A 24959-nucleotide genomic window follows, 5' to 3' on the forward strand; every position below is an offset into this window, starting at 1 on the left:
CCATGCAATTGCATGGCCTTTTTATATTAACTTTGGGGAAATATCTATTTTACTTTTTGATATGTAATTTGAGGATCTTAATCAAATTCATATAATTTCCTTTTTTAGCCATACGAATGACCAATTCAATTTCTTCTTTCGTCCACATCTGGCGAGTGGCTGAGAAGGCAAATTGAGCAAGGAGTACAAATGGATTTTCGCCAAATTTAATATGGAGGCCTTTGACATATTTCGGTGGATTGAATTGATTCATATTCTTTTCCCGCTTTTAATATTTGACCGCATTATTTATAATTAATGAGAAAAATAGCACACTATAAGGTCAAAATAAAAGCAGAATTTTCAAAATTTAGTTATATATTAGAGCGACTTAAATTTAAGATTGTGATTGTTAACTTTGATTAATAAAACAAACTAAATCACTCGACTTTAGTCGAGTTCCGGTAGGCGCTTATCCTGTCCATTCATGAAATGGTGGGTGGCCAATTCGAACATAGCGAGGTCTTCATCGCTATTTCCATAGGCATAAACATACTCGTAGTCTTGAAGGTTAAATTGCTCCAAAACGCGAATTTTCTTTTGCTCACCACTACAGTCTAAGGTTTCATATAAACCAGTCAGTTTTTGGTTATTGGTTGCAGTTTCAGTACAGATCAGTTTGACCCCGAGCTTTTTGGCCACAGGTTTAAGATATAAATCGACGGATGCAGAAACCAATACGACTTCATGACCGCGTTTTTGGTGTTGCTGTAATTGTTCATAAAGTGAAGGATTGAGTTCTGCCATCAAATATTCAGCATATTGCGCTGCTTGATTTAAAACCTGCTCATGATTGGCTTGGCTAAACATTGCGGCATATAGGCGAGGACGCATTGCATGTGCAGGATATAGTTTAAGATAATAGCCTTGAATCCAAGGGAGAATTTTAATCCCTTGGCGCACGATATGTCTTTTAGGCAGGGAATAGAAGATGAACCCTGTAAAACTGTCTTTATTACACAGGGTTCCGTCAAAATCAAATAAGGCTAAAGTTTTAGGTTTTTGATGCGGCGCATGCATGTTTGATAACGTCCATCGACTCGTGTGGCAAACCAATTGGTATTGTAATCACGGCTTAATTTCGGCCCAGAAATTACGACTTCAGGCATCATGGCATAAAATGGTTCTTTTCCGGTCTTTTCTTGATACAACTTTTTGACCGCTTTATACGTCAAAGTATCTTCAAAGTCCTGATCTTTTTCTTTTTTAAGATCTGAACGAATTTGACGTGGCGTCGCGATCACATTGTTTTCTGCAAAAACGGCAATCAACGCGGTTTCAGACTGGCTTTTTGCAGAACGTGGAGAACCATCTTTATTATAAAGTAAGAGGTCACCATCTAAGCCGAGCTCAGCAGGGGTTAAGTCATTCAACATGCTTTGGAATGCCGCATTACGACTCGAATAACGACCCGAGTTATAATCTGCAAAACGATAAATCGGTTTATCATATTCAGCCGGATACATCATTAAACGGTGGATGCCATAATACAAACCGCCATATTGGCTATACATGTCTGTGCGTAGTGCGGCAATATTTCCACCTTGGCGTTTGTGGTCTTTGGCATAGCCTATATGGACTTGCATCGAACCCAAAGTAGTAATTGGGTTGAGCTTTTCACCAATATCTTGTCCAACCAGTTTCGCCGCGCCTGTTAATGCACTCACGTGATAATGTTTAGACATATAGTCAAAAATTTCACGATATAGCTCGTCTAGCTCACGTTCAGTTTGAACACGGCGCATTTGGCTGAGATAGTTATCTTCAGGACTCGGCTGATTTTTCAACACATCTTGGAAATAGCCAGCGACCGTACCTCCGATACTATCACCCAATTTATCTTTAAACTTTTCTTCAAGACGATCTTGAACTTCTTTAACGGCTTTTTCACCGAGCCCCGGCACATGCGGATCGGCAACAAAATTGGACTCTTGATCGACCACAGCAACAATCGTACAGACATTTTCTTTCGTGGTTGGAATACCGAGCTGATCACTAATGTCGTAGATATCATTGGCCCATGACAGACGTTCATTCACGCGAGGTGGAATGGCTTTTTTAATCTGTTCCGCTTCCATAGTGGGTTCATCTTTGCTCCACCATGAACCATTACCACAGGCAGTCAAGCCAATGGATAAAGCCAGTACAGAAAGGGATTTAAAGCATAATGTGGTCGAAAAAGTTTTGTTCATATTTTCCAATAAACTCAGCCATATGGGGGCGACAAAGCAGGAGCAGTATACTATGCAAAATACATAAGTAATGAATAAATATGTATATGCCTCATAGGGGACTGTCAATCTATTTATGGAGATCTACGCGTGTAAAAACAAGCAGTTTGGTTAGGGTGATTGGAAAAAGAATGCTTTTTGAGCTAAATAGATGAATATTCCAATATCATTTTCAACAGATTATAAAAAATGAAGGTATATACTAGCTGAAATCCATAATTTTTTAAGGGGATTGTTATGCCAGCTAAATTTTTCAGTCGTTTCTTAGGTTTGATTGCGTTAGTTATGGTATTGGGGGCAATCGTTATAAACTTTGTTGTGGCTAAACCAATGGTGGAATATTGGATCTTACTATTACTACCTTGTTTTGCAGTTCCAATTTTAACCTCAGTGATGATCACAAAGGATGAAAATCTTTAACATCATCGTTCAGTAAATTTATATTTCAATCCAATAGATGATGAATACTCAGTCTGTGCAAAAAAGCTCACATCGGGTGGGCTTTTTTGTGAATTAGCCAAAAGTCTTTTATACTATGCAAATGAGAAGGTCAAAACGTCAGCAAAAATTAACAGCTTCAAAAGTTATTTGGTCAACTGAACAAGATGCCGAGTTGATCGAACATGCAGACTTAGCAATGACTGAGTTAATCCAGCGCTTGGGATTTTGTGAAGAAGATATTTTGCAAAGAAAAGAAATATTAGGTTTAAACCGGCGGGCACGACAAATTCAACGTTTGTATTTTAAATAACAGATGTCAAAGTGATTGTATACTGTGACAAACATAAAATGTCTGTGAATTTAAAAACCCACTATCTGTGGGCTTTTAAATTTTTGCTCAATTATTTTGCAATAGCTTCAGAAGCAGGTGCCGCTTCAGTTGCGTCTTGAGCAACTTCAATTGTTTGAGCTTCAGATGCAGCAGCTTCAACTTTTTGTTCTTCAGCAGCAAATGTAGTTGTAGCAGCAGAGATAAGTGTAGCGAAAAGTACTTTGTTTAAAGTTTTCATGATTCAATATTCAGTCTATTTTTTGGGAAAAAACAACTTAATGTATTAATCATGATAAAAGTGTAATTAAAATGGGTTGTTATGTGGCTAGATTGTGAACTTTAACGAAAAATTTATCACAATAAATCAATGGCTTGAAATCCATCACAAAATAATATGTGTCATTCAAATATCGTTTAATATTTTAAAGACTTTAAAAAAGAAAAACCCGAATAAATCGGGAAGTATATTTACGTTGTTATTACAGCGAAACTTACACACTTTTCGCTTAATAACAATTTATCGCACAATTATGACGCCATGATGAAACGGAGGTTATTCAGCAGGGCATTCAATTTTGAGTTTTTCTTTGTAATAGTCCTGTGCAATCTTCAAATCGTTCAACATTTTATCTTGAGTATAGTCTTGGGCTGCGAGTTTGAGCATGGCAGGCATATAGTTGGTTTTATATTCATGAGGGTAGTCATGACATAAGACTTGTGTTTTTTCCTTGATAGATGTGCTTGGGGCATCTAAAACATCAAGGTATTGACTGATTTGCGCATCTGACTGCTCAAATTGTTGAGTCGCTTGTTCCGTTGTTAAATCAGCGTTTTGGCTTTCAGCTGCAGCCACCTCGTCATTGGGTTGTTGGCAGGCAGTAAGAATGGTAGCGAAAAATATAAAAGAGAGACTTTTCAATTTTTTCATAAAGTTCAACTCACTGATGTGAATTTATAGGTTTAAGTTTTCAATGATTTTAGCAGTATCCCGCTATAGTAACATCTGTACAGGCAGATCTGCTGAAAGTCTGATGTTGAATCGATAGTGTGTTAGCTAGAAGGTATATGTATAACTTTCAACGACTCTTAAGCAAAAGCGTAGAAATTTTTGTTTGGAATTACTAAACTATCGCATTGCAAATTTGCCGTCCAATTCCGAAGCTTCAAATTCCTCAATTTAAGCGTTGAACGATGTTGATGTTCATTGTCATCATTCAATTGCATAATCATTGCCATAAAACGTTTTTTCGCTCAACAGAATTTGCGAATATACATTTGAATTTAGCATTGTTAAAAGTGGCTTGGAAGATTTCGAATGTGGTTCGCGCATCATTTGCTAAATATAGCTAGAGGTTAAAACATTGAGTCAACATCCTGTCATTCAAGAATTATTCGATCGTCCCATCGAGAGAAAACTGTGGGTGGCACCTATGGCAGGGGTTACAGATCGCCCATTTCGTACCCTTTGCAAATACTTTGGCGCAGGTCATGCTGTCAGTGAAATGATGACGGCAGATAAGACCTTACGCATGAGTAAAAAGAGTCTTTATCGTGCCAATTTTGACGGTGAAATAGCGCCTATTTCTGCTCAAATTGCAGGGTCAGATCCAGCTGAATTGGCTGAAGCTGCACGCTATCAAGTGGCAAATGGTGCGCAAATTGTCGACATTAATATGGGATGTCCGGCGAAGAAAGTCTGTAATAAATTGGCAGGTTCAGCGCTACTCAAAGATGAAGACTTGGTGGCTCGTATTTTAGATGCTGTGGTCGAAGCAGTTGATGTGCCTGTGACCTTAAAAACCCGTTTGGGCTATCTCAATGGCCATGAAAACATTATGCGTGTTGCGAAACGTGCCGAAGAAGCTGGCATTGCGGCATTAGCGCTTCATGGTCGTACACGTGAAGATATGTATCTGAATACGGCGCGTTATAGCTTAATTAGAGATGTGAAATCGTTGATCAATATTCCTGTGATTGCCAATGGTGATATTGATACACCTGAAAAAGCCAAATATGTATTGGATTATACTGGTGCCGATGCAGTCATGATTGGCCGTGCAGCTCAAGGTCGCCCATGGATATTCCGTGAAATAGGACATTACCTGACGACGGGTGAGCATATGGCGGCACCAAGTATTATGGAAGTCCGTGACGTATTGCTCGGACATTTATCTGAGTTATATGGTTTTTATGGTGAATATTCAGGTTGTCGAATTTCACGCAAACATATTGCTTGGTACACCAAAGGTTTACGTTCTAGTAATGAGTTCCGCCAAAATATGTATAAAGTTGAATCTACAGCAGATCAATATAAAGTCGTCGAGAACTATTTTAATCACTTACTTGATCATGGTCAGATCATGAGTGATGTTCAAGTTGATCAGGTTAATTTGCTTGAAACCAAGTAACTGAAAGCCATACGAAATAGATCTGTGCAATTTGATGCCAAGTAGGTCGACTTAAATTAGCTGGATTTATTTGAAATAGATTTAACTAACTTGATTCACATGATCTGAAACAATTCTTGAATTGTGCATCGATGATGGCCTAAATTACATATAAAAAGCCCTCGTTTTAGAGGGCTTTTTTAGGCATTCATGTTTGAATGACGCGTAGAGCTGAGTTTTAGTTGAAGCGCATTTCTAAAACCAATTGATTGATCAAGTCAGGTGCTTCCAATTCACGTATTTGAGAGACATTGGTTCCCGCCCAAAAAGCACCATATTCATGTACACCATGCTTGCTAGCAGCGGCATGTAATTGTTTGCCTAAATCATAGCTATATGGGTAAGCCGGAACGGTCGGGCGTGTTGGTGTGTCAATATCTGTGTGCCAGTTATTGATAATGCCACGAGCAGGGCGGCCTGAAATACTTGATGTAATCTGCGTGATGGGTGCATCAAATAATGCTTTGCGATAAGCTTCATTTGCATTTGATGTTTTGCATTGCACAAAAGCAGTGCCCAATTGAACAGCATCTGCACCCAACTCCATAATTTGATAGGCCTGATGTCCATTCATAATGCCGCCAGCAGCAACAACGGGGCATTGAATATGGCGTTTCAAGAGCTGAACCAAGTCACGTGTCTTAACGCTACTATCAAAGTTTTCATTGAAAATGCCACGGTGACCACCAGCTTCAATACCTTGAGCAATCACGATATCAATGCCTGCAGCTTCGATCAGTTTAGCTTCTGCTAAGTTGGTTGCAGAAACTAGAGTCAAAATACCCGCTTGTTTCAAGGCTTGGATTTGATGTGGATGTGGAATACCAAAATGGAAGCTTACCGCTTTAGGGCGCGTTTCCAGTAAGAGGTTTAGAAAATGGTCATTATCTTTAAAGCTTGGATAAATACAGTTCAGTGCTTCTGGAGCTTCTGCATTATATTGAGCAAAGCGTGATTTAAATTGCATGATCCATTTGGCAGCAACTTGTTCATCGAGTTCTACTGTGTCATGACAAAAAAAATTGACCTGAAAAGGTTGTTCAGTGAGTTCTTGAGTTTGTAATATTTGTTGACGTGCATTCTCAACACTGCTTGCACCTAAACCCAGTGAACCAAGTCCACCTTGATTTGACACTTCTGCAGCAAGTTCAGGTGTAGAAACACCTGCCATTGGGGCAAGAAATATAGGGTGTTTGATGCCAAGTTTTTCTAATAAAGTCATGTGCATACTCCAATCACTCTAAATACTTTGCCCAAGCGAGTGAAATTAAGCAAATAATATTCGTTATTTCTTATCAAAATGGTCTTGAGCCTACAAAATGCTGTACTTAAAATTAAGCGACACCTCATGTCGTATTAATGATGTATGACCCGACTTTTGAGGGGGATACTTTTAAAATAGTGCTGTATTCACTTTAAATTTTAAAACTCTCCCATGTCTGAACGTATCCGTGAAAAACTGCAAATTTTAGCCGATGCTGCCAAATATGATGTCTCATGTTCTTCGAGTGGTAGCAAGCGTCAAAATAAAGACAAAGGTCTGGGTAATACTGGAAACGGTATTTGCCATAGCTATACAGAAGATGGCCGCTGCGTTTCGTTATTAAAAATTCTATTTTCTAATGTCTGTATTTTTGACTGCGCATATTGTGTGTCCCGTCGAAGTAACGACGTAAAGCGCGCAGCATTTACGGTACAGGAAGTGGTCGATTTGACTATGAATTTTTATCGTCGGAACTATATTGAGGGGCTATTTTTAAGTTCGGGGATTTTTAAATCGGCGGATTACACCATGGAGCGTATGTTGCAGGTGGTAAAAAAACTGCGTTTAGAAGAAAATTTTAATGGTTATATTCATCTGAAGACCATTCCGGGGGCATCTCAGGAAATCATTACCGAAGCAGGTTTATATGTCGACCGTATGAGCATTAATTTAGAAATGCCGACAGAAGATGGTTTAAAAAAATTTGCACCTGAAAAAAGTCATGTCGAAGTCCAAAAAGACTTAGGTATCGTGCGAGATCGTTTGATTCAATTCAAAGATGAACGAAAAATAATACGTACAGTCCCCAAATTTGTACCCGCAGGACAAACGACGCAAATGGTGGTGGGCGCACATCAAGAGTCTGACCGTGATGTCATACTGATGGCAGACCGTCATTACAAAGAGTTTAAGCTCAAGCGTGTGTATTACTCGGGTTATATTCCAATTAATGAAGAGGAGCGTGCGCTGCCAGCTGTGGGGTCTGCGCCACCTTTATTACGAGAAAATCGGCTGTATCAAAGTGATTGGTTGATGCGTTTTTATGGGTTTGAAGCGACGGAATTGGTCGATGAAGAGCATCCAAATTTAGAATTGGATATTGACCCTAAATTAGCGTGGGCATTGCGTCATCCCGAGCAATTTCCCGTGGATATCAATCGTGCTGAATATCAAATGATCTTACGTGTGCCGGGCATCGGTGTGCGTTCTGCTAAAAAAATTGTTCAAGCACGACGTTTTGGTAAAATTCATATCGACCAATTAAAACGTATGGGTATTTCCTACAACAGAGCACAACATTTTATACGCTGTGAAGATTCACCTAAATTTATTCGTGAACAACAGCCTCATCAAATAAGACAGCAGATTTTGCAAAGTGGCCAGTCGAAATATACGCAGCAAATTTCTCCACAATTGAACTTCGGTTTTTAGGATACAGTCGTGAGTATTTATGTCTTTGATGGCACGATGACAGGATTGTTAAGTTGTGTTTTTCGGGCCTTTCAATTTAAGCAATTTGACATTCAGATTTGTACAGATGGGCAAGTGCAGGCAGGTCTTTTCGCCGAAGTCATTGATGTGGCTAGTCACGATGAACAAGCACAGCGGGTATGGCAAGGATTAAAGCTTAAAGCATCTGAAAGTGCTTTGAAGCAGTTTTATTATGCGTTTTTATCCGAGCAGCAGCAGGCTTTTCAGCATTGTTTTAATTTTGCGATTTATGTGTTCCAGCAACAGCGTGATGTGTCTAAAAACTATGGTCATGCTGATGTATTAGGGATGAGTCAGTGGGCGAAGCAAGTGGGGCGTGAAAAGCACCGAATGGAAGCTTTTGTGCGCTTTAAAAAATGTCAGGATGGCTTGTTTATCAGTTTAGTCTCACCTGACTTCAATGTATTGCCTTTGATCGAACGGCATTTCAAATCACGCTATCAAGATCAACGTTGGCTGATTTACGATGAAAAACGCAATTATGGCATTTATTATGATTTAAAACAGGTGCATCAAGTGGATATGGATGCCACAACCATAGATAGGCAAATACAATCAGGCCATAGTCAATCCTTTAATATCGAACTGGATGATGATGAGGTTTTGTATGATCAGCTTTGGAAAGATTATTTTAGAAGTGTCAATATTGAAGCCCGACGTAATATGAAATTACATGTGCAGTATGTGCCACGTCGTTATTGGCGTTATATGAATGAGAAAGCGATTTAATTTCAAATCATTTGAAGAATTTCGGGCATAATGATTGCGCTTTTGATTGTTTAAGTGAGACTTTGATGAAATTATTTCTTGTTACGACCATTCTGACGACAATGGCATTAACGGCGTGTTCTGCAAATGAACAAGAAAAGAAAACATTCAATCCAAAAAGTTATCAAGTTGCCGATACAGCGGGATTACAACAACGCTTTGAACAATTAAATCAAACTCTAGCAGCCGATTTTAGTCAACTAAAAAAAGTAGAAAGTATGGCTTTTTCAGATCAATCCGCTTTAGATGTTCAGAACTTAAAAACTTTAAATCAGCATTTTGTTGCTAATACCGCTTTAAAAAGCTCCAAAATTGCCTATTGCGAAGTAATGAATCATTATTTTTCTGAAATGTATCATCTCGGACATGTGAACTTAGCCTTGGTGAAAGACGTTAAACTGCCAAATGCCGCAAACGAAGATTTGAGTCAGGTATTTGCGAATGCAGACCAATTTTATGATTTTATTATCAACCGCTATACCACATATAAACAGGCACAAGAAACCATGCAATATGGTTGTAATCTAAAAGCCGCACTAGCAGATTAAAAAAAAGCCCCTCAATGAGGGGCTTTTATTTACAGAAATTAGCAGCCTGTTAACTTTTCCGGTTGTGGACGTTCGCCAGGGAAGAAGATTGGACGTAGTTTGACGCCAATACCGTTCCCAATGAAGGCAAATACTAACCATAACCAACCGTGTAAACTACCTGAAGCAATACCGCTGAAATACGCACCAATGTTACAGCCGTATGCTAAACGTGCGCCGTAACCCAACATCAAACCACCGATCACAGCCGCTAGCAGTGAACGTTTTGGGATATTAAAGTTTGGTGCAAATTTACCAGCTAGGCTTGCTGCGAGTAAGGCACCGAGCATGATGCCGAAATTCATCATCGACGTGATATCAAACCATAATGATTCGGTGAGTGCTTTGGCATTTGCAGGTTGCTGCCAATATGCCCAAGATGCAACATCAATCCCCATAACACTTGCTGATTTTGCGGCCCAAACGGCTAAGGCAGAGGTCACGCCCCAAGGACGGCCTGCAAGTGCGAGTGTGGCAAAGTTCAGTAAAGTTAGGATAATTCCGCCCCAAACCAATGGCCATGGTCCACGTAGAAAACGTTTCCAGCCGTGTTGCATTGCTTGCGGCTCAACCTCAAGCTGACCATGGCGTTTCTTTTCAAAGTAAACTGTTGCTGCGGCAATCAATATAAAGAGCACAAAGTTTAATGCCAGTGCAGGGACTACACCAAAGCTTTTGACTAAAGAAATCGGCTCAAAGTGGGGAAGGTCAAACCACCATTGAATATGTGAAGTTGCAATCAGTGAACCTGTACAGAAGAAGATCAGCGTTACAATCATACGTGCGCTACCTGCGCCCACAGTGTACAGAGTGCCTGATGCACAGCCGCCGCCAAGTTGCATACCAATACCAAAAATAAAGGCACCGATCATCACGGACATTGAAACAGGATTAACGTTACCTTTGACTGGGTTGCCAAATAGTTCACCCGCACCTAAAGCTGGGAAGAAGAGCAGTACAGCCAAAGCCAACATGATCATTTGTGCACGCAAGCCACGACCACGACGTTCTTTAATGAATACACGCCAACTCGAGGTAAAACCAAAAGACGCATGATAAAGCGTCATACCCAAAGCACCACCAATTAAAAATAGCAATGCTTGGTTAACGCCTACAACGAGATAAGCACCAAGGGTACCTAAAATTAATAAAACAAAAGCCACCCAAATCGATACATTTGATCGATTGGCTGGCGCAGCAATAACAGACATGGAGAAAAAAGCTTAAAAAATGTATCTCTATTTTACGGTTTTTATATATTGTAAAAATGAATATTGTTGAAAAATCACACAATAATTGCTGTGTATAATTGATTTAATATATATAAAAAACTGATAAATCGAGCGTTAAACTGGATTTACATTAAATAAAGAACCAATCCAGCTAGAAAAAAGCATGGCTGCAATGCCCCAAAGCGCAACACGTAGACTGCCTTTCAACATAGAAGTGCCAGCTGCATAACTGGCTAAAGCACCGAGGAGTGCTAGGGAAATCACGCCAACGGCCATAACAGTTTTTTCAATATGCATGTCAGCACTGATCAAGATCGCAACCATCGGAAATAGTGCGCCAATTGAAAATGCTAAAGCCGATGAGAGTGCTGCTTGAACGGGTTTTGCTGCGGTATTGTCATGGATTCCAATTTCATCTCGTGCATGGGCCTCTAGTGCATCATGGGCCGTCAATTGGACTGCGACTTCATGGGCCAGTTGTGGTTCTAAACCACGTTGAATATAAATTTGGGTAAGTTCTTTAAGTTCTAGCTCAGGGTTCTTTTGTAGTTCCTTATGCTCCATGTGAAGATCTGCTTTTTCGACGTCTTCTTGAGATTTCACAGAGATATATTCGCCAGCCGCCATAGAGGTTGCACCAGAGATGAGTCCTGCAATGCATGTAATGAGTAAGGTATGGCTAGAAGCACCACTTGCAGCCATGCCCATAATTAAACTAGTGACGGAGATAATGCCATCATTTGCACCGAGTACAGATGCACGTAGCCAACCCGTACGTTCCATAAAATGTTTTTCGGCATGATGTGAGTAAGACATTATTTTCTCTAAATTTGTTATTTATATGACCTCATAAGATTGACCTGACATCGGTTAAATTTCAAGTTAAAAATAGATTGAAACAGTAAGTTGAATAAAATACAGATGTAAAAAAGCACCCGAAGGTGCTTTTTTTATAAAATGCTTATTGCTGCGCTTTTTCTTTCACGTCAGCTGCACCTTGTTCAACAGCACCTGCTGTTGCAGCAGTTGCGTCTTTAGCTGCTTCTTTGGCATTGTGTGCAGCAGCTTCAGCATTTTCTGCAGCATTTTCGGCTGCTGTCGCAGTTGCAGTTGCAGCATTATCAACAGCAGTCGCTGTCGCAGTTGCCGCATCTGAAGTTGCATCTGCGATGTCATGGCCTGCTTGGTCAGCAGCGTTTTCTAAGTGTTCACCAGTTGTTGCACCTGTTTCTGGCGCTTTGTCTTTATTACAGCCAACAAGTGCAACAGTTGCAGCCAAACCTAAAGCAACAAGTAATTTATTCATTTTGATCTTTCCTTTTTTTGTTATGCCCGTAGCATGGGCTGAATTTATATTAGCTGAAAAAATATTCAAAAATCGATCAAAAATTGTTGATTTAGTGTAATTTTATCCAGCTTATTTTGTAGTTTAAAAGGCTTTATATCTGCTTATAACGTTAAGGGTTTTGACTAAATAATTCTTCAATTGAAGTCACAAGTAGATAGATAAATTCACTGTCATCATGGCGCCATAAATATATTTCTTCCCCCAATTGTGTATCGTCTACCGTACGCATCAATAAATAATCGCCATCGCCGTTATGTGCAATAGCAATGCTGTTTTCAGGGAAGTCTTCAATTTCACTGATGGATTGATGTTCTGCGGCTAGATGATTCATCGTACGCTTTATTCTTTTCACATCGCTGGTGTCTTGGAAGGGAAAAAGCCACCATGCTTCGATGTCATCACCATCTTTAAATTCATCCGCGCTAGAAAAGCTAATGCCGAATTCGCCACCATTTTCAATTTGCATTTTGACTTTATATTTTTCTGGAAACTTAAATCCTAATTGTTCTTCAGTTGCAGTAATAAATTTTAAGTCTAATGGAAAGGGCATGATGTTGTTCTTAAATTATTTTGGTGTTTTATGAATAAGCTAGGCGTAAATTTTAGTCAATATTTTTTACACTCGTTATTTTTATCCTAGATGTTTTAGTTATGGACATACGGGCCATAAAAAAGCCTGCAATCAATGCAGGCTTTTTTGGGAAATTAATCTATTAAGATTAAAGACCAGCAGATGCTTTAAGCGCTTCCACTTTGTCAGTTTTTTCCCATGTAAATGCGGTATCAGAACCTTCACGACCAAAGTGACCATACGCAGCAGTTTGTTGGTACATCGGTTGGATTAAGTTCAACATACGAGTAATACCGTATGGACGTAAGTCAAAGTGTTCACGTACAAGTGCAATAATCAAATCTTCAGATACTTTTGCAGTATTGAATGTGTTGATCGAGATAGATGTTGGTTCTGCAACACCAATCGCATAAGACACTTGAATTTCACATTTGTCAGCTAGACCAGCAGCCACAATGTTTTTAGCAACATAACGGCCTGCATAAGCAGCAGAACGGTCCACTTTTGATGGATCTTTACCAGAGAACGCACCACCACCGTGACGAGCCATACCACCGTAAGTATCTACAATGATTTTACGGCCTGTTAAACCACAGTCGCCTACAGGGCCGCCAATCACGAACATACCTGTTGGGTTGATGTGGAATTTAGTGTCTGCATGGAACATTTCAGCAGGAATCACTTTTTTCACGATTTCTTCAATTACCGCTTCTTTCAATTGAGCTTGAGTAATTTTTGGATCGTGCTGAGTCGAAAGTACAACTGCGTCTAAGCGAACTGGCATGCCGTTTTCATAAGCAAATGTTACTTGGCTTTTTGCATCAGGACGTAACCAAGCAAGTTTGCCTTGTTTACGTAGTTCAGCTTGTTTTTCCATTAAGCGATGCGCATATGAAATAGGTGCTGGCATAAGCACATCAGTTTCACGGCTTGCATATCCAAACATTAAACCTTGGTCGCCTGCACCTTGATCTTCAGGTTTTTGACGGTCTACACCTTGAGCAATTTCAGGTGATTGTTTACCGATCATGTTGATCACGGCACAAGTTGAGCCATCAAAGCCAAGATCTGAATGATGATATCCGATACCATTTACGGTATTACGAACAATCGCTTCAAAGTCAACATTTGCAGTTGTTGTGATTTCACCGGCAAGTACAACCGCACCCGTTTTTACAAGCGTTTCACAAGCAACCCGTGCATATGGGTCTTCTTTTAAGATTGCATCCAAAATAGCATCACTGATTTGGTCAGCCATTTTATCCGGATGGCCTTCGCTTACAGATTCCGAGGTAAATACAGCGTACTCGCGCATAAGTCCTATCACAGTTAAATTTAAAGACGCAATATGTTACATCGAGAAAGCGTTTAGGACTAGCTTAACATGACCAAATTGGATGAAATTAATTCATTTCAATGACTTTTTAATTGATATAGGCATCTAAAAAATTGATATGAGCAATGGATTTCTCAATTTAATTTTTTATGATGAGATAAAACTGAGATATTTTGTTTTGGCACAAGCAACAATGTGATTAGGCGTTAAAATGCCTAAAGTGGCATTTTAAGTGAATTAATTATAAGAAAAAATCAAATCAATATCCTGAGATTTATCAATAATGAATGTCATGAACTGCCAGAATATGACTGTAAACGACAATTATTCGTTTAATTTGAAAAAATAAAACACAATAAGTGTGGGATTTTGAGACTTGGTACGCAAATTGCCTATTTGTCATTACGTTGAATGGGGAAACGTAATGAAACAGTCTGGTTTTACACTCATTGAAATCATGATGGTAGTGGCAATTATCGGCATTTTGGCTGCAATTGCTACTGTATCTTACAATGGCTATGTCGCTCGAGCGCAAGTGGCTGAAGTTTTAACAATGATTTCATCCTATAAATTGAAACTGATTGAAAATTATTCAGCAGAACAAAGTTGCATAGATTTGAATACAGCGCTGAATAAAAGTATCAGTACCAAATATATTGCGAGTAGTGAAATTACTGATGTGGCAGGAACGTGTTCAGTGGTTTTTACGTTTAAATCAACAGATGTCAATTTTGCTCTTCGCTCAAAGCAGATCTATTTTAGTATTCCAGATGGTTTAAATGGTGCTTGGAATTGTCATTCGGATGATATTTCGCAGCGAAATTTACCTGCTACATGTCGTGGGATCTAAAGTATTGAATGTGAAACCGTGAGTATATTGGATTAGTGCTGATTTCACAGGGATGAGTATGCTCTTAGAGTTTCACAAACATTCATAGGTTTCTTTATTGAATATATTTCATATTTCTATTGGCTATTTATCTGGATCGGCTTTGGCTGCTATTTTATTCACGATTTCCATTCGATGTATCGGACTTTTATCAGTTATAAAGCATTTGCTTTCTTTACAAAACTCTAAATATGCATTGCGCTGTCATTGATTCGCCATATAAAAGGATCACTGTATACAAAATAAACGACATGCATGGGCTTGAAATTGAGCAATAAGCGCCCAAAATACAGGTGGTACAGGAATAATTAGCGAAAATTTGCCCCTGAGGCTTTACCCATTCCGCTTTTTTTAAGACAATATGCGCATCTTTGAATTCTTATTCATCTTACTCTTTTAAACCATTTGTTTGGACTCTGACCTATGACAACCCCGCTTAACGAACGTCGTATTGCAAACGCAATTCGTGTATTGGCAATGGATGCTGTGCAAAAAGCAAATTCAGGACATCCAGGTGCTCCAATGGGGATGGCAGATATTGCTGATGTGGTATGGCGTGAATTCCTCAACCACAACCCTGCAAACCCACAATGGGCAAACCGTGACCGTTTCGTATTGTCAAACGGCCATGGCTCTATGTTGCAATATGCGCTATTGCACTTAACAGGTTATGACCTGTCTATTGAAGATTTGAAATCATTCCGTCAATTGCATTCTAAAACGCCAGGTCACCCAGAATTGGGCTATGCACCGGGTATCGAAACAACGACAGGTCCATTGGGTCAAGGTATTGCGAACGCTGTAGGTTTTGCACTTGCTGAAAAAACTTTAGCGGCTCAATTCAACAAAGAAGACATCACAGTTGTAGATCACAACACTTACTGTTTCTTAGGTGATGGCTGTTTAATGGAAGGTGTTTCTCACGAAGCATGTTCATTGGCTGGTACTTTGGGTCTAGGTAAATTAGTTGTTTACTACGATGACAACGGCATCTCGATTGACGGTGAAGTAGAAGGCTGGTTCTCTGATGATACAGAACAGCGTTTCCTTGCATACGGCTGGCAAGTACTGAAAGTTGACGGCCATGATGCAGACGCAATCCGTGCGGCGACTGTTGAAGCAAAAGCTGAAACTGCAAAACCGACATTAATTATCTGTAAAACCATTATTGGTTTAGGTTCGCCAAACAAACAAGGTAAAGAAGATTGCCACGGTGCGCCATTAGGTAATGACGAAATTGCATTGACTCGTGAAGCTTTAGGCTGGACTGAAGGTCCATTTGAAATTCCTGCTGATGTTTATGCAGCTTGGGATGCAAAAGCCAAAGGTACTGCTTCTGAATCTGCTTGGAACGACACATTTGCTGCTTATGCTGCTAAATATCCAGCAGAAGCAGCTGAACTAAAACGTCGTCTTTCTGGTGACCTTCCTGCTGACTTCGCAGCAAAAGCGGATGCTTATATTGCTGAAGTAAATGCTAAAGCTGAAACAATCGCTACTCGTAAAGCTAGCCAAAATGCCATTCAAGCATTTGCACCACAGCTTCCAGAAATTCTAGGTGGTTCTGCTGACCTTGCAGGCTCTAACCTGACTTTATGGAAAGGCGCAGAAGGCGTTGAATCTAACCCAGCGGGTAACTACGTTCATTACGGCGTACGTGAATTCGGTATGACTGCGATTGCTAACGGTGTTGCACTTCATGGCGGTTTCGTTCCTTATGTAGCAACATTCCTGATGTTTATGGAATATGCGCGTAATGCAGTACGTATGTCTGCATTGATGAAACAGCGTGTAATTCATGTGTATACCCATGACTCAATTGGTCTAGGTGAAGATGGTCCTACACACCAACCTGTAGAGCAAATTGCATCTTTACGTGGTACACCAAACCTAAATACTTGGCGTCCATGTGACACTGTAGAAGCGTCTATTTCTTGGAAATCTGCGCTACTTCGTTCAGAAGGCCCTACAGCGTTAATCTTCTCTCGTCAAAACTTGCCATTCCAAACACGTACAGCAGATCAAATTGCTGATGTTGCGAAAGGCGGTTATGTACTTGCAAAAGAAAAAGGCGAATTGAAAGCAATCATCATTGCGACTGGTTCAGAAGTTTCATTGGCAATGGATGCTTATGCACAGCTTGAAGGTGTACGTGTTGTTTCTATGCCATGTGCTGAAGAATTCGTAAAACAAGATGCTGCTTACCGTGAAGCGGTTCTTCCTGCTGCGGTCCGTGCGCGTGTTGCTGTTGAAGCTGCGCATGTAGACTACTGGTGGAAATTTGTAGGTCTTGATGGCCGTGTAATCGGTATGACGACTTACGGTGAATCAGCTCCAGCAAAAGACTTGTATCAACACTTTGGTATTACTGCTGATGCTGTTGTTGCTGCTGTGAAAGAAATTACCGCTTAATTTATAAAGATTAACCGTAAAAAAGACGCCCCAGAGAAGGGGCGTTTTTTATTGCAGAGACTAAATATATTTTTTAATTGTGAAATAACGATTTGTAACGAATGAATTAAAGCATTGGTTTAAAATTAATTCATTCATGCAGTATTCAGCCACGGGTGCAATGTTGCCCCAAGTGAGGAAACGATGAGCCTTTACGATCAGATAAATGATGAAATTGTACTGATGGATGCTGGTGAACAGAAATGGATTGGCACAGACTTAGAGCTTGAAGCCATGGTTGCAGTAGAGTTGATGTTGCAAGATTTGCAAGAAGACAAAGTGATTAAGATTCGCCGTAAGAACCATGAAAAGCATACAGGTTTAAAGCAGGTAGATCGGATCTTGGTTGAAAAGCTATAAGCTGAATGGTTAAAAAGTCCGAATCTTCGGGCTTTTTATTTGTCTATTGTATTTATAAAACAGATAAGAAAACATTCTTTCAAGACTCATCATGTTTAAAAAGAGCGCATAAAATACAGTGTTTTCAACACAAAAAGCTTTATTTCAGTTATAAAAATCCAGTGATCATTTAAAAAGACATCAAACGTGCAAATACAGATTAAAAATTTAACAGAAATATCAAAAAACCAATGGCAGCCGATTTGGGAGCTGTATTTGAAATTTTATAAAAGTCAGTTGGCGGATGCAGTGACCGAGCGAACGTGGCAGAGGTTACATGCTGCTGATTGCGAACATATGTATGGCTTTGCAGCTGTGATTGATCAACAAGTGGTTGGGATCGTGCATGTCATAGAACATGAGAGCTGCTGGACATTGCAGCCTTATGCCTATTTGCAAGATTTATATACGCTTGAAGAATATCGCGGGCAGGGTGTTGGCAAGGCGCTGATCGCGAAAGTGAAAGAATATTGTGATCAGCGGCAGTGTGACCGTGTGTATTGGCTTACGCATCAGGACAATGAAACTGCGCAAAAGCTGTATGATCAAATCGCGAGAAAAACCGGATTTATCCAATACCGCTGTCATTAACTCAATGTAAAAAGCTATTCCAAATCAACAGCAGCTTTTGCGCATCTCAGTATTAAGCTGAAACTTTAAAGTTTTTAATCGGGTCTGCATCTTGCTGAATGATCCATTCTCCACCTACGCGGAATGATGATGCTGAGGCATAGGTATCTTCCATAAATTGGAAAAAGCTGATTAAACCGTTTTGAACTTTGGCTTTAATTGAAAAAGGCGAGGTGAAAGTATTTTTTGCATACACTGAGGTGTAGGTGAATTGACCAAATACAGCTACAGTTTCATCTTCAGCGATCATATCCGTGATTTGAAAGTCGTCGATATTCCAGTAGGTCCCGACGTTGGCAAAGGTATAAATATAGATGGCTCTGCCTGTGCCAGACCCAGCCCACGGCTCAATTTGTTTCAGTTCTGGGTTGCTGAAGTTTAGGGAAACATACGCTGCGTCTTCAGCTACCAGTAGCTGAGTTGCATTTTCGACGAGTTCTTTTGAAGTATTCATAAGAAATGCCAACACGACATCTTTGGGAGTTTTAGTCTTTAAGGCTTTTTCAATAGCCAGCGATTGTTCTGTCATTTTTGGGTACTCAGATTTTTATGATGTCTAAAAATCTTAAGTGGATTTGTTTAGAAAACCTACGACTCAGATAGGTTGATGTTTCCTAAATTTAGGATAAATAACTCATGGATCAATTAAATTATTAATTATTTGAAATATATGGGAAATTAATAATTGAGAGTGGTTGTAAATGCTGCTACAGATTTTACAAAACTATCGTTCTAAACATGCAACAAAACGTTTTATCTTTAAAGCTGTAATACGGCTAAAAACCTATAGACTTAATAGTATTCAATAGTGAGATAAAAACATGAACTTTAAAGCATTAACAATCGGTTTGGCGGTAGCATCAGTTACAACAATTTCTATGGCAAAACCTGTTGCCTATCAAATTGATCCTACTCATACAGCAACAGTATTTACTTGGAATCATTTTGGTTTCTCAACGCCTTCTGCAAACTTTAGTGACATTCAAGGGACAATTAATGTCGATAATGCAAAACCTGCAAATTCGTCTGTGAATGTGACGATTCCATTATCGAGCTTAAATACCAATGTCAAAGCATTAGATGATCATTTAAAAACAGCTGATTTCTTTGATGCTGAAAAATATCCAAATATCACGTTTAAAAGTACAAAAGTTCAAGCGATCAGCAAAACTAAATACAAAATCACGGGTGATTTAACAGTTAAAAATGTGACTAAACCAGTGGTATTGGATGCTGTATTGAACAAGCAAGCCGTTCACCCAATGACTAAGGCGGAAACGATTGGTTTTAATGCAACGACTTCTTTTGATCGTTCAGCATTTGGTGTAGGTGCATATGTACCAAATGTAGGCGACAAAATTACGGTAAATATTACGACTGAAGCCGCTGTGTCTACAGCAAAGGCAGCAGCGAAATAAGATTTAGCTCCCTCAGCTAAGTTAGGAAAGCACCCATTTGGGTGCTTTTTTATGTCTCGTAGATGAGTATTTGATGAGTGGTCAATCGCGATTGAGCAGCAATAGGCAGCCAAAACTGATGAAAATTCCACCGGTAATGGCGTCAATTTTTTTTCTAAATTTTTGATAGTATTGAGTCATTTTAGGTGCTGAGAATAAGACCGCAACCAATGCAAACCAAATCAAACTTTCAATAAAGACTAAAGCCAATAAAGAGCTTTGATCAAAAATACTGACCTTTGCACTGATCCCAATGGAAAATACACTACTGAAATAAACCAATGCTTTTGGATTGGCCATATTGGTCAAGAAACCTTGGAATAATAGCGTCAAAGGCGTTTTTTTCTGTACGGCTTGCTCGGTTGGTCTTGTTATTGTGCGGAGGTCTTTACTCCAAGTGGACTTTAATAACTGAGTGCCTAAATATAAAAGATATAAGCCACCCAAAATCATGAGGCATTGTTGTAACCAAGCCATTTTTTGAAATAGAAAATGTAAGCCACTTATTGCACAAATTGACCAAACTAAAATACTGAGTGATATACCTAATGCGGCAAGTAATGCATGTGATCTGGATTGTCGAATAGCACTTTGAGTGACAAAAAAGAAGTCTGGGCCTGGGCTGATGAGAGCAAAAAAGTGGATGAGCGCAATGCTGAGTAAGGGAGTCATTCTAATGGCTTATACGTTTAAAGTGTAACCGTTATAAGCCATTTAGTTTTAAATTAATAGCTGTTTTAAAGCTCAAGCTGTTGTAAGAATTGTTGCAAAATAAGGGGAGCAACACGTTCTAAATGAGGTGCATGTTGTTGGCTTTCCATGCGTAAATTTGGGATGTTAATTTGTGCTTTATGCAGTTCACATGTATGCCCAATTAGCCATTTTTCCATGGCCTGTGTTTCTGCTTCAATATGAAACTGTAGAGCTAGAATATTGGGCCCATAGCTAAACGCTTGATTTGGATAAATTGCTGAGCTGGCGAGTAACTGTGCATTTACAGGTAAATCAAAGGTATCACCATGCCAATGCAGTACAGGCACTTGATCTAATGGCGCTAAAATATTGTTAGTAATGGCATCAAGCTCTAAGACACTCCAACCGATTTCTTTGCTATGACCTGCATAAACTTTCGCTCCCAATGCATGCGCAATTAGCTGAGCACCTAAGCAAATGCCTAAAGTCGGTAAATTACTCTCTAAACGTACTTTAAGTAAGTCTAGTTCTTTTTGTAGGAAAGGGTAGTCATTAGTTTCATAAACTCCGATCGGGCCGCCCAAAATGATGGTAAGCCCTGTATGTTGCATAGCTTTACTGAGGTCATCGACACCAGCTTCGAAGTATCTCACCCGATAACCCAGTTGATAAAATACATCTTCCAATGAACCCAAATCTTCAAATGCAAGGTGTTGAATGACGTAAATGGTTTCGTTTAATGCAGTACTCATAGGGATTTTTCAGGATTAAAATTTCAAAATAGAATGTAGCTTGAATTGTCGGAGATTAAAAAGGAAAACTGTAAATTTTTCACAATTGCGAAAAGAGATAAATATAGAAGTTGGCTGAAGCATATTTTTTTTTCTTTGAATGATTAGGTTCGATCGTTGAACTTAGCATTTAAAACCTTTGTATTGTGAATTAGGGGATTCCCGAAAGGCTTTATTGGTAAAATTTATGAGAAAAAGTGCATGAAATTTTGATAAAGCTTTGGTTTGCTATAAAAAAAAGATGAAAAACCAATGGAAAAGCGTTTAGAGATGCGTATGATGAAATCTTCGACAAACAACAGTTCATTTTTCTTTTAATATCATCACATAATTAGATAACTGATTTTAAAAGTAAAAAAATATAAGCCAGGGAACTTGTATGCAGTCAAAACATAATCGAGATGCCAGTCTCTTGCATGCGATACATAAAATTTTATTGAAGGAATGGGACCCGTTAGGGATTCGCCGTATTCCTGCTTTACGTGATGAATATGATGATTATTTGCCCAATATTTTTAAATTAATTCAAGAGGATTCAAGTGAATCAGAAATTTTTGAATATTTATGGTGGGTTGAGCAAAAGGTCTTAGAGAAAAAAGGGCAGAAGGAACATACCCTAAAAATTGCGAAAATGTTGAAGGCAATTGAGCGCTAGTTTGCGGTCGTGTACGCATAAAAAAAACCGATACGTTGCTCGTATCGGTTTTTTATTTTGAATTTCTTAGCAGTCCCTTAGAAACGGTTTAGAATTTCTTTTCTAAGGTAAACATAAAGCTTGGAATGGCTTCATTAATACGAGATTGGTATAGCGCACCAGAACTTTGTTCTTTTAACACTTCTTTATAATCTGAGCTGAGAATATTACGTGCATTGACCGATGCAGACCAATTTTGATCAAAGCGTTTAGTAAAACTCACATCCATGTTGACACGTTCATTGCTGGTGCGATTGTACGGTTCGTTACTCAGCGCACGTGTATATTCAGGGGTATAATTGAGGTTCACACTTGTTGCAATACGCCACGGTTGATAGTTATAAGATAAACCAGCACTTGCGGTATAAGGTGCAACATCACTTGCCAAACGGTCAGAGCCGTCAGTTTCTTCAATTTTTGCACGTACAGTTGAAAGTTGAGCATTCAACATAAATGAATGGCCATTCTCCGTTTGCTTCAGTGCATAGCGTCCAGAAATTTCCACACCATAGGTGGTTGCACTGTCTTGGTTATAAGGACGTTCGACAAAACGGCAATCGGTATTTCCTGTTTCACAACGACCGCCTGTAGCATTTTCTGACAGGATCGATTTTTCGATATAGTCATTAATTTCTCGATAATAGGCAGTGATATTTACACCGCCAGCAGGGGTGTTATAGCCTAAGGTTGTTTCGTAAGCATTAATAGTTTCAGGTCTTAGGTCAGGATTACCACCACGATCAGGGTTGTTTAGTGTCCCTGCATCGCTATCTGTAGAAACTGAAACCGTCGGCATTAATTGATTGCTACGTGGGTTTTTAAAAGCCTGACTCAAATTGGTTTGAAGTGACCATTGGTCATTAAAGTCAAAACGGTGTGCTAATACAGGACTTAAATGCTGATCTTGATAATCCACTAAACCTGAACGATCAATCCACTCTTGGCGTACACCTAAAGTTAAGGTTTGGCGCGGCGTATATTTCCAACTTCCTTCAACATAAGCAGCATACAATTGTTCATCTAAGGTCTCTGCAATATTGCTTTCAAGTTCATTGCTTCGTAGGTCGGTACCAAATTTTATTTGGCGTTTTGAATCGAACTTTCGGACACCGTCGTAGCCTAAACCATATTCATTAATTTTTTCATCAATATATGATTGGGAATCTCTATACTCTGTTAATTCTGTTTCATTTTGCTGCTCAATTGATAAGCGAATTTTGTCGGAATTACCTTGGTCTTTACGCTCATATCGTGTGTTGAGTCGAATACTGTCATTTTTATCTTTTTGGACTTGGGAGCCACTTGTGCCTTCGCTTTCATTGTTGCGATAAAACATTTCAGCGACCAGTTTTTGTTGATCATCAAGTTGATATTCAACACGTGGGGTCAGCATTTGCGACGTACGATTGGTGATGCGTTTTTGAGTTTTCGTTCCTGTTGCATCTTGTGTACGGATGAGCGTATCTGAATCATTCCACATTTGGCTCCCAGATAAACTATAGATCCAAGGGTCTGAACGACCATCCATTTGAAAGTTTAAATTAGTGCGTTCTTCTTCACGTGTATTTGACTTTGTTAGACCATAACCAGCACGTACAGAACCACTCAAACGCGTGCCATTCAATGGTTCTTTTAAAATAATATTAATGACAGCAGGTGAAGCAACCGAGCCTTGAGCTACACTTGGTTGTTTGGTGATTTCAAGGCGTTCGATCATTTCCGGTGTAATGCTATCAACAACTGACATGCCACCACGAGGACCACCTTGTACAGGTTCACCATTGATTAAGAACACGGGTGCGCCACCACCACGAAAACGCATGCCGCCAGTACCTGCACCACCACGTGGACCACTGCCAGCACCGGGGAGTTGAAACCCTGCAGCACGACGCAGCGCATCATTGATGGACTGATCGCCAAATTTCAACATTTCATCACGGCTTATGATGGTTTTTGCGACAGCACTGATATCTGGGTCTTTGGGCTTAGTGCTTGCTGTTGGAACTTCAAATGTTAAAGCTTCCATTTGCTGAACTGCTGCAGATTCTTGGGGATTTTGAACAGTATCTGCGGCCCAAATTGATGTTGAGATCGTAAGTAATGCGTAACTTAAGCTGGTCAGTTTGAGTGTGGTGTGCGCGCCGTACATTATTTGGTTGTCCAAATGTAATTTTGGCAAAGAATAATGGAAAATTATGGAGAAAAATTGAGGAAAATAACCAAGATGAGCATTTCATCTGATTATTTTTTAACAGGTGGGTGAGAGGTCGTGTGGCAATAGGGGCAGCCTTATTCGTTAGGGAGAAATTAAGGCCTATTAACGTCGCTACAATATAATAAATAACAGATGTTACGCAGTAATATCAGAAGCGTACTTTGCTTCAAATAATAAAGATACGCGGTAATGTCATCCGCAATTGTTTGAGACAGGACGACTTCTAATCAAAATGTTTTTTAATACTTTGAATAATTTGACGGTAGTGAACGAGTTTTGTCTGTGAGGTGCATTGCGCCGCAAGATGGTTTCCTTGCGAAGCTTCGCATCTCATTTTCCCGAGTGAGAAACAACGTTTCGTAAGAGTGCTTCCAGCCGAAAGCTAATCCCTGTATTTAATCCATAAATGTAAGACTTCGTCGAATAGATTTAAATATTATTTTAAAAATGCGAAATGGCTTTCATGTGCATAACATGAGTAAATAAATCTAAAAATAAGCCTTTGAAGAAAAATTTAGACATAAAAAAACCCTCATCTTTCGATGAGGGTTTTTCGTATTCTGGAGCGGGAAAGGAGACTCGAACTCCCGACCCCAACCTTGGCAAGGTTATGCTCTACCAACTGAGCTATTCCCGCAATGAGGTGAATTATAG

At 39.5% G+C, this 24959-nt stretch carries 27 protein-coding genes and 1 tRNA gene; 12 read left to right on the forward strand and 16 right to left on the reverse strand.

All coding sequences use genetic code 11. From position 1 onward, the window contains the following. Nucleotides 1-49: 49 nt before the first annotated feature. The 3 genes from FTT99_RS08920 to FTT99_RS08930 form a co-directional block, all read right to left on the reverse strand. Nucleotides 50-253, reverse strand: coding sequence for a hypothetical protein (locus FTT99_RS08920; protein WP_078188800.1), 204 nt, complete (start codon nt 251-253; stop codon nt 50-52). Nucleotides 254-429: 176 nt separating this feature from the next. After that, the gene (locus FTT99_RS08925) at nt 430-1059 is read right to left on the reverse strand and encodes an HAD-IB family hydrolase (RefSeq protein ID WP_180129452.1); all 630 of its coding nucleotides are present in this window, start codon (nt 1057-1059) and stop codon (nt 430-432) included. Beyond that, complete coding sequence (locus FTT99_RS08930; RefSeq protein ID WP_180129450.1) at nt 1026-2231, reverse strand: DUF1615 domain-containing protein; 1206 nt, start codon at nt 2229-2231, stop codon at nt 1026-1028. The genes FTT99_RS08925 and FTT99_RS08930 overlap by 34 nt, the downstream gene beginning before the upstream one ends. A 276-nt stretch (nt 2232-2507) precedes the next feature. Here FTT99_RS08930 and FTT99_RS08935 point away from each other — a divergent pair, with 276 nt between their 5' ends. Together FTT99_RS08935 and FTT99_RS08940 are read left to right on the forward strand one after the other, a co-directional pair. Beyond that, complete coding sequence (locus tag FTT99_RS08935) at nt 2508-2690, forward strand: hypothetical protein (protein ID WP_078193584.1); 183 nt, start codon at nt 2508-2510, stop codon at nt 2688-2690. Between the two features lie 115 nt (nt 2691-2805). Beyond that, entirely contained in the window at nt 2806-3021 is a 216-nt protein-coding gene (locus tag FTT99_RS08940) for an acyl-CoA thioesterase (protein WP_257229246.1), read from the forward strand. Between the two features lie 91 nt (nt 3022-3112). Here FTT99_RS08940 and FTT99_RS08945 read toward each other — a convergent pair whose 3' ends face one another. Next, nucleotides 3113-3280: a hypothetical protein gene (locus FTT99_RS08945; protein WP_180129448.1), complete on the reverse strand. Its 168-nt coding sequence runs from the start codon at nt 3278-3280 to the stop codon at nt 3113-3115. 315 nt (nt 3281-3595) lie between these two features. Continuing rightward, nucleotides 3596-3970 (reverse strand): hypothetical protein, encoded by a 375-nt coding sequence (locus FTT99_RS08950; RefSeq protein WP_180129447.1) that lies wholly within the window; start codon nt 3968-3970, stop codon nt 3596-3598. Between the two features lie 475 nt (nt 3971-4445). Here FTT99_RS08950 and dusB point away from each other — a divergent pair, with 475 nt between their 5' ends. After that, nucleotides 4446-5450 carry a tRNA dihydrouridine synthase DusB gene (gene dusB, locus FTT99_RS08955; protein ID WP_373684546.1) on the forward strand — a complete coding sequence of 335 codons (1005 nt, stop codon included), beginning with the start codon at nt 4446-4448 and terminating at the stop codon, nt 5448-5450. Nucleotides 5451-5667: 217 nt separating this feature from the next. Here the strand turns inward: dusB and FTT99_RS08960 are convergent, their stop codons facing one another. Further along, entirely contained in the window at nt 5668-6711 is a 1044-nt protein-coding gene (locus FTT99_RS08960; RefSeq protein ID WP_111883795.1) for a nitronate monooxygenase family protein, read from the reverse strand. Nucleotides 6712-6924: 213 nt separating this feature from the next. Between FTT99_RS08960 and FTT99_RS08965 the strand changes: the two genes are divergently transcribed. From FTT99_RS08965 to FTT99_RS08975, 3 genes are all read left to right on the forward strand, one after another. After that, nucleotides 6925-8184 carry a putative DNA modification/repair radical SAM protein gene (locus FTT99_RS08965; protein WP_078193581.1) on the forward strand — a complete coding sequence of 420 codons (1260 nt, stop codon included), beginning with the start codon at nt 6925-6927 and terminating at the stop codon, nt 8182-8184. A gap of 9 nt (nt 8185-8193) precedes the next feature. Then, nucleotides 8194-8973: a TIGR03915 family putative DNA repair protein gene (locus tag FTT99_RS08970; protein WP_180084275.1), complete on the forward strand. Its 780-nt coding sequence runs from the start codon at nt 8194-8196 to the stop codon at nt 8971-8973. A gap of 65 nt (nt 8974-9038) precedes the next feature. Further along, a complete protein-coding gene (locus FTT99_RS08975) occupies nt 9039-9560 on the forward strand; it encodes a hypothetical protein (RefSeq protein ID WP_180040071.1) in 522 nt (173 codons plus the stop codon). Between the two features lie 38 nt (nt 9561-9598). Here the strand turns inward: FTT99_RS08975 and FTT99_RS08980 are convergent, their stop codons facing one another. The 5 genes from FTT99_RS08980 to metK form a co-directional block, all read right to left on the reverse strand. Beyond that, nucleotides 9599-10810, reverse strand: coding sequence for a YeeE/YedE family protein (locus FTT99_RS08980; RefSeq protein ID WP_180129443.1), 1212 nt, complete (start codon nt 10808-10810; stop codon nt 9599-9601). Between the two features lie 135 nt (nt 10811-10945). Then, complete coding sequence (locus tag FTT99_RS08985; protein WP_180094277.1) at nt 10946-11647, reverse strand: VIT family protein; 702 nt, start codon at nt 11645-11647, stop codon at nt 10946-10948. Nucleotides 11648-11792: 145 nt separating this feature from the next. Beyond that, nucleotides 11793-12137: a hypothetical protein gene (locus FTT99_RS08990; protein WP_078193577.1), complete on the reverse strand. Its 345-nt coding sequence runs from the start codon at nt 12135-12137 to the stop codon at nt 11793-11795. A gap of 151 nt (nt 12138-12288) precedes the next feature. Beyond that, the gene (locus FTT99_RS08995) at nt 12289-12729 is read right to left on the reverse strand and encodes an SMI1/KNR4 family protein (protein ID WP_180102644.1); all 441 of its coding nucleotides are present in this window, start codon (nt 12727-12729) and stop codon (nt 12289-12291) included. 169 nt (nt 12730-12898) lie between these two features. Next, complete coding sequence (gene metK, locus FTT99_RS09000; protein ID WP_078188779.1) at nt 12899-14065, reverse strand: methionine adenosyltransferase; 1167 nt, start codon at nt 14063-14065, stop codon at nt 12899-12901. A 445-nt stretch (nt 14066-14510) separates the two neighbouring features. Between metK and FTT99_RS09005 the strand changes: the two genes are divergently transcribed. The 4 genes from FTT99_RS09005 (at nt 14511) to FTT99_RS09020 (ending at nt 18416) form a co-directional block, all read left to right on the forward strand. Continuing rightward, the gene (locus FTT99_RS09005) at nt 14511-14936 is read left to right on the forward strand and encodes a pilin (RefSeq protein WP_180102643.1); all 426 of its coding nucleotides are present in this window, start codon (nt 14511-14513) and stop codon (nt 14934-14936) included. 462 nt (nt 14937-15398) lie between these two features. After that, the gene (gene tkt / locus FTT99_RS09010) at nt 15399-17387 is read left to right on the forward strand and encodes a transketolase (protein WP_180129442.1); all 1989 of its coding nucleotides are present in this window, start codon (nt 15399-15401) and stop codon (nt 17385-17387) included. A gap of 183 nt (nt 17388-17570) precedes the next feature. Continuing rightward, entirely contained in the window at nt 17571-17786 is a 216-nt protein-coding gene (locus FTT99_RS09015) for a hypothetical protein (protein WP_078188774.1), read from the forward strand. Between the two features lie 186 nt (nt 17787-17972). Then, a complete protein-coding gene (locus FTT99_RS09020) occupies nt 17973-18416 on the forward strand; it encodes a GNAT family N-acetyltransferase (RefSeq protein ID WP_180129440.1) in 444 nt (147 codons plus the stop codon). A 52-nt stretch (nt 18417-18468) separates the two neighbouring features. Here FTT99_RS09020 and FTT99_RS16485 read toward each other — a convergent pair whose 3' ends face one another. After that, the gene (locus FTT99_RS16485; protein ID WP_257229245.1) at nt 18469-18984 is read right to left on the reverse strand and encodes a nuclear transport factor 2 family protein; all 516 of its coding nucleotides are present in this window, start codon (nt 18982-18984) and stop codon (nt 18469-18471) included. A 292-nt stretch (nt 18985-19276) separates the two neighbouring features. On the opposite strand from FTT99_RS16485, the gene FTT99_RS09030 reads away from it, so the two are divergent. Next, on the forward strand, nt 19277-19873 hold the full coding sequence (locus FTT99_RS09030) for a YceI family protein (protein WP_078188771.1): 597 nt from the start codon (nt 19277-19279) through the stop codon (nt 19871-19873). A gap of 81 nt (nt 19874-19954) precedes the next feature. Here the strand turns inward: FTT99_RS09030 and FTT99_RS09035 are convergent, their stop codons facing one another. Together FTT99_RS09035 and FTT99_RS09040 are read right to left on the reverse strand one after the other, a co-directional pair. Beyond that, entirely contained in the window at nt 19955-20584 is a 630-nt protein-coding gene (locus FTT99_RS09035; RefSeq protein WP_180129439.1) for a LysE family transporter, read from the reverse strand. 65 nt (nt 20585-20649) lie between these two features. Continuing rightward, the gene (locus tag FTT99_RS09040) at nt 20650-21357 is read right to left on the reverse strand and encodes a glutamine amidotransferase (protein WP_180129438.1); all 708 of its coding nucleotides are present in this window, start codon (nt 21355-21357) and stop codon (nt 20650-20652) included. Between the two features lie 418 nt (nt 21358-21775). On the opposite strand from FTT99_RS09040, the gene FTT99_RS09045 reads away from it, so the two are divergent. Then, a complete protein-coding gene (locus tag FTT99_RS09045) occupies nt 21776-22051 on the forward strand; it encodes a hypothetical protein (protein ID WP_078193570.1) in 276 nt (91 codons plus the stop codon). An 88-nt stretch (nt 22052-22139) separates the two neighbouring features. Here FTT99_RS09045 and FTT99_RS09050 read toward each other — a convergent pair whose 3' ends face one another. Beyond that, entirely contained in the window at nt 22140-24239 is a 2100-nt protein-coding gene (locus tag FTT99_RS09050) for a TonB-dependent siderophore receptor (protein WP_180129437.1), read from the reverse strand. Nucleotides 24240-24866: 627 nt separating this feature from the next. Then, nucleotides 24867-24942, reverse strand: a tRNA-Gly gene (locus tag FTT99_RS09055). Nucleotides 24943-24959 lie beyond the last annotated feature (17 nt).

The organism is Acinetobacter sp. YH12040 (assembly GCF_013420005.1).
GTDB classification, from domain to species: Bacteria; Pseudomonadota; Gammaproteobacteria; order Pseudomonadales; family Moraxellaceae; genus Acinetobacter; species Acinetobacter amyesii.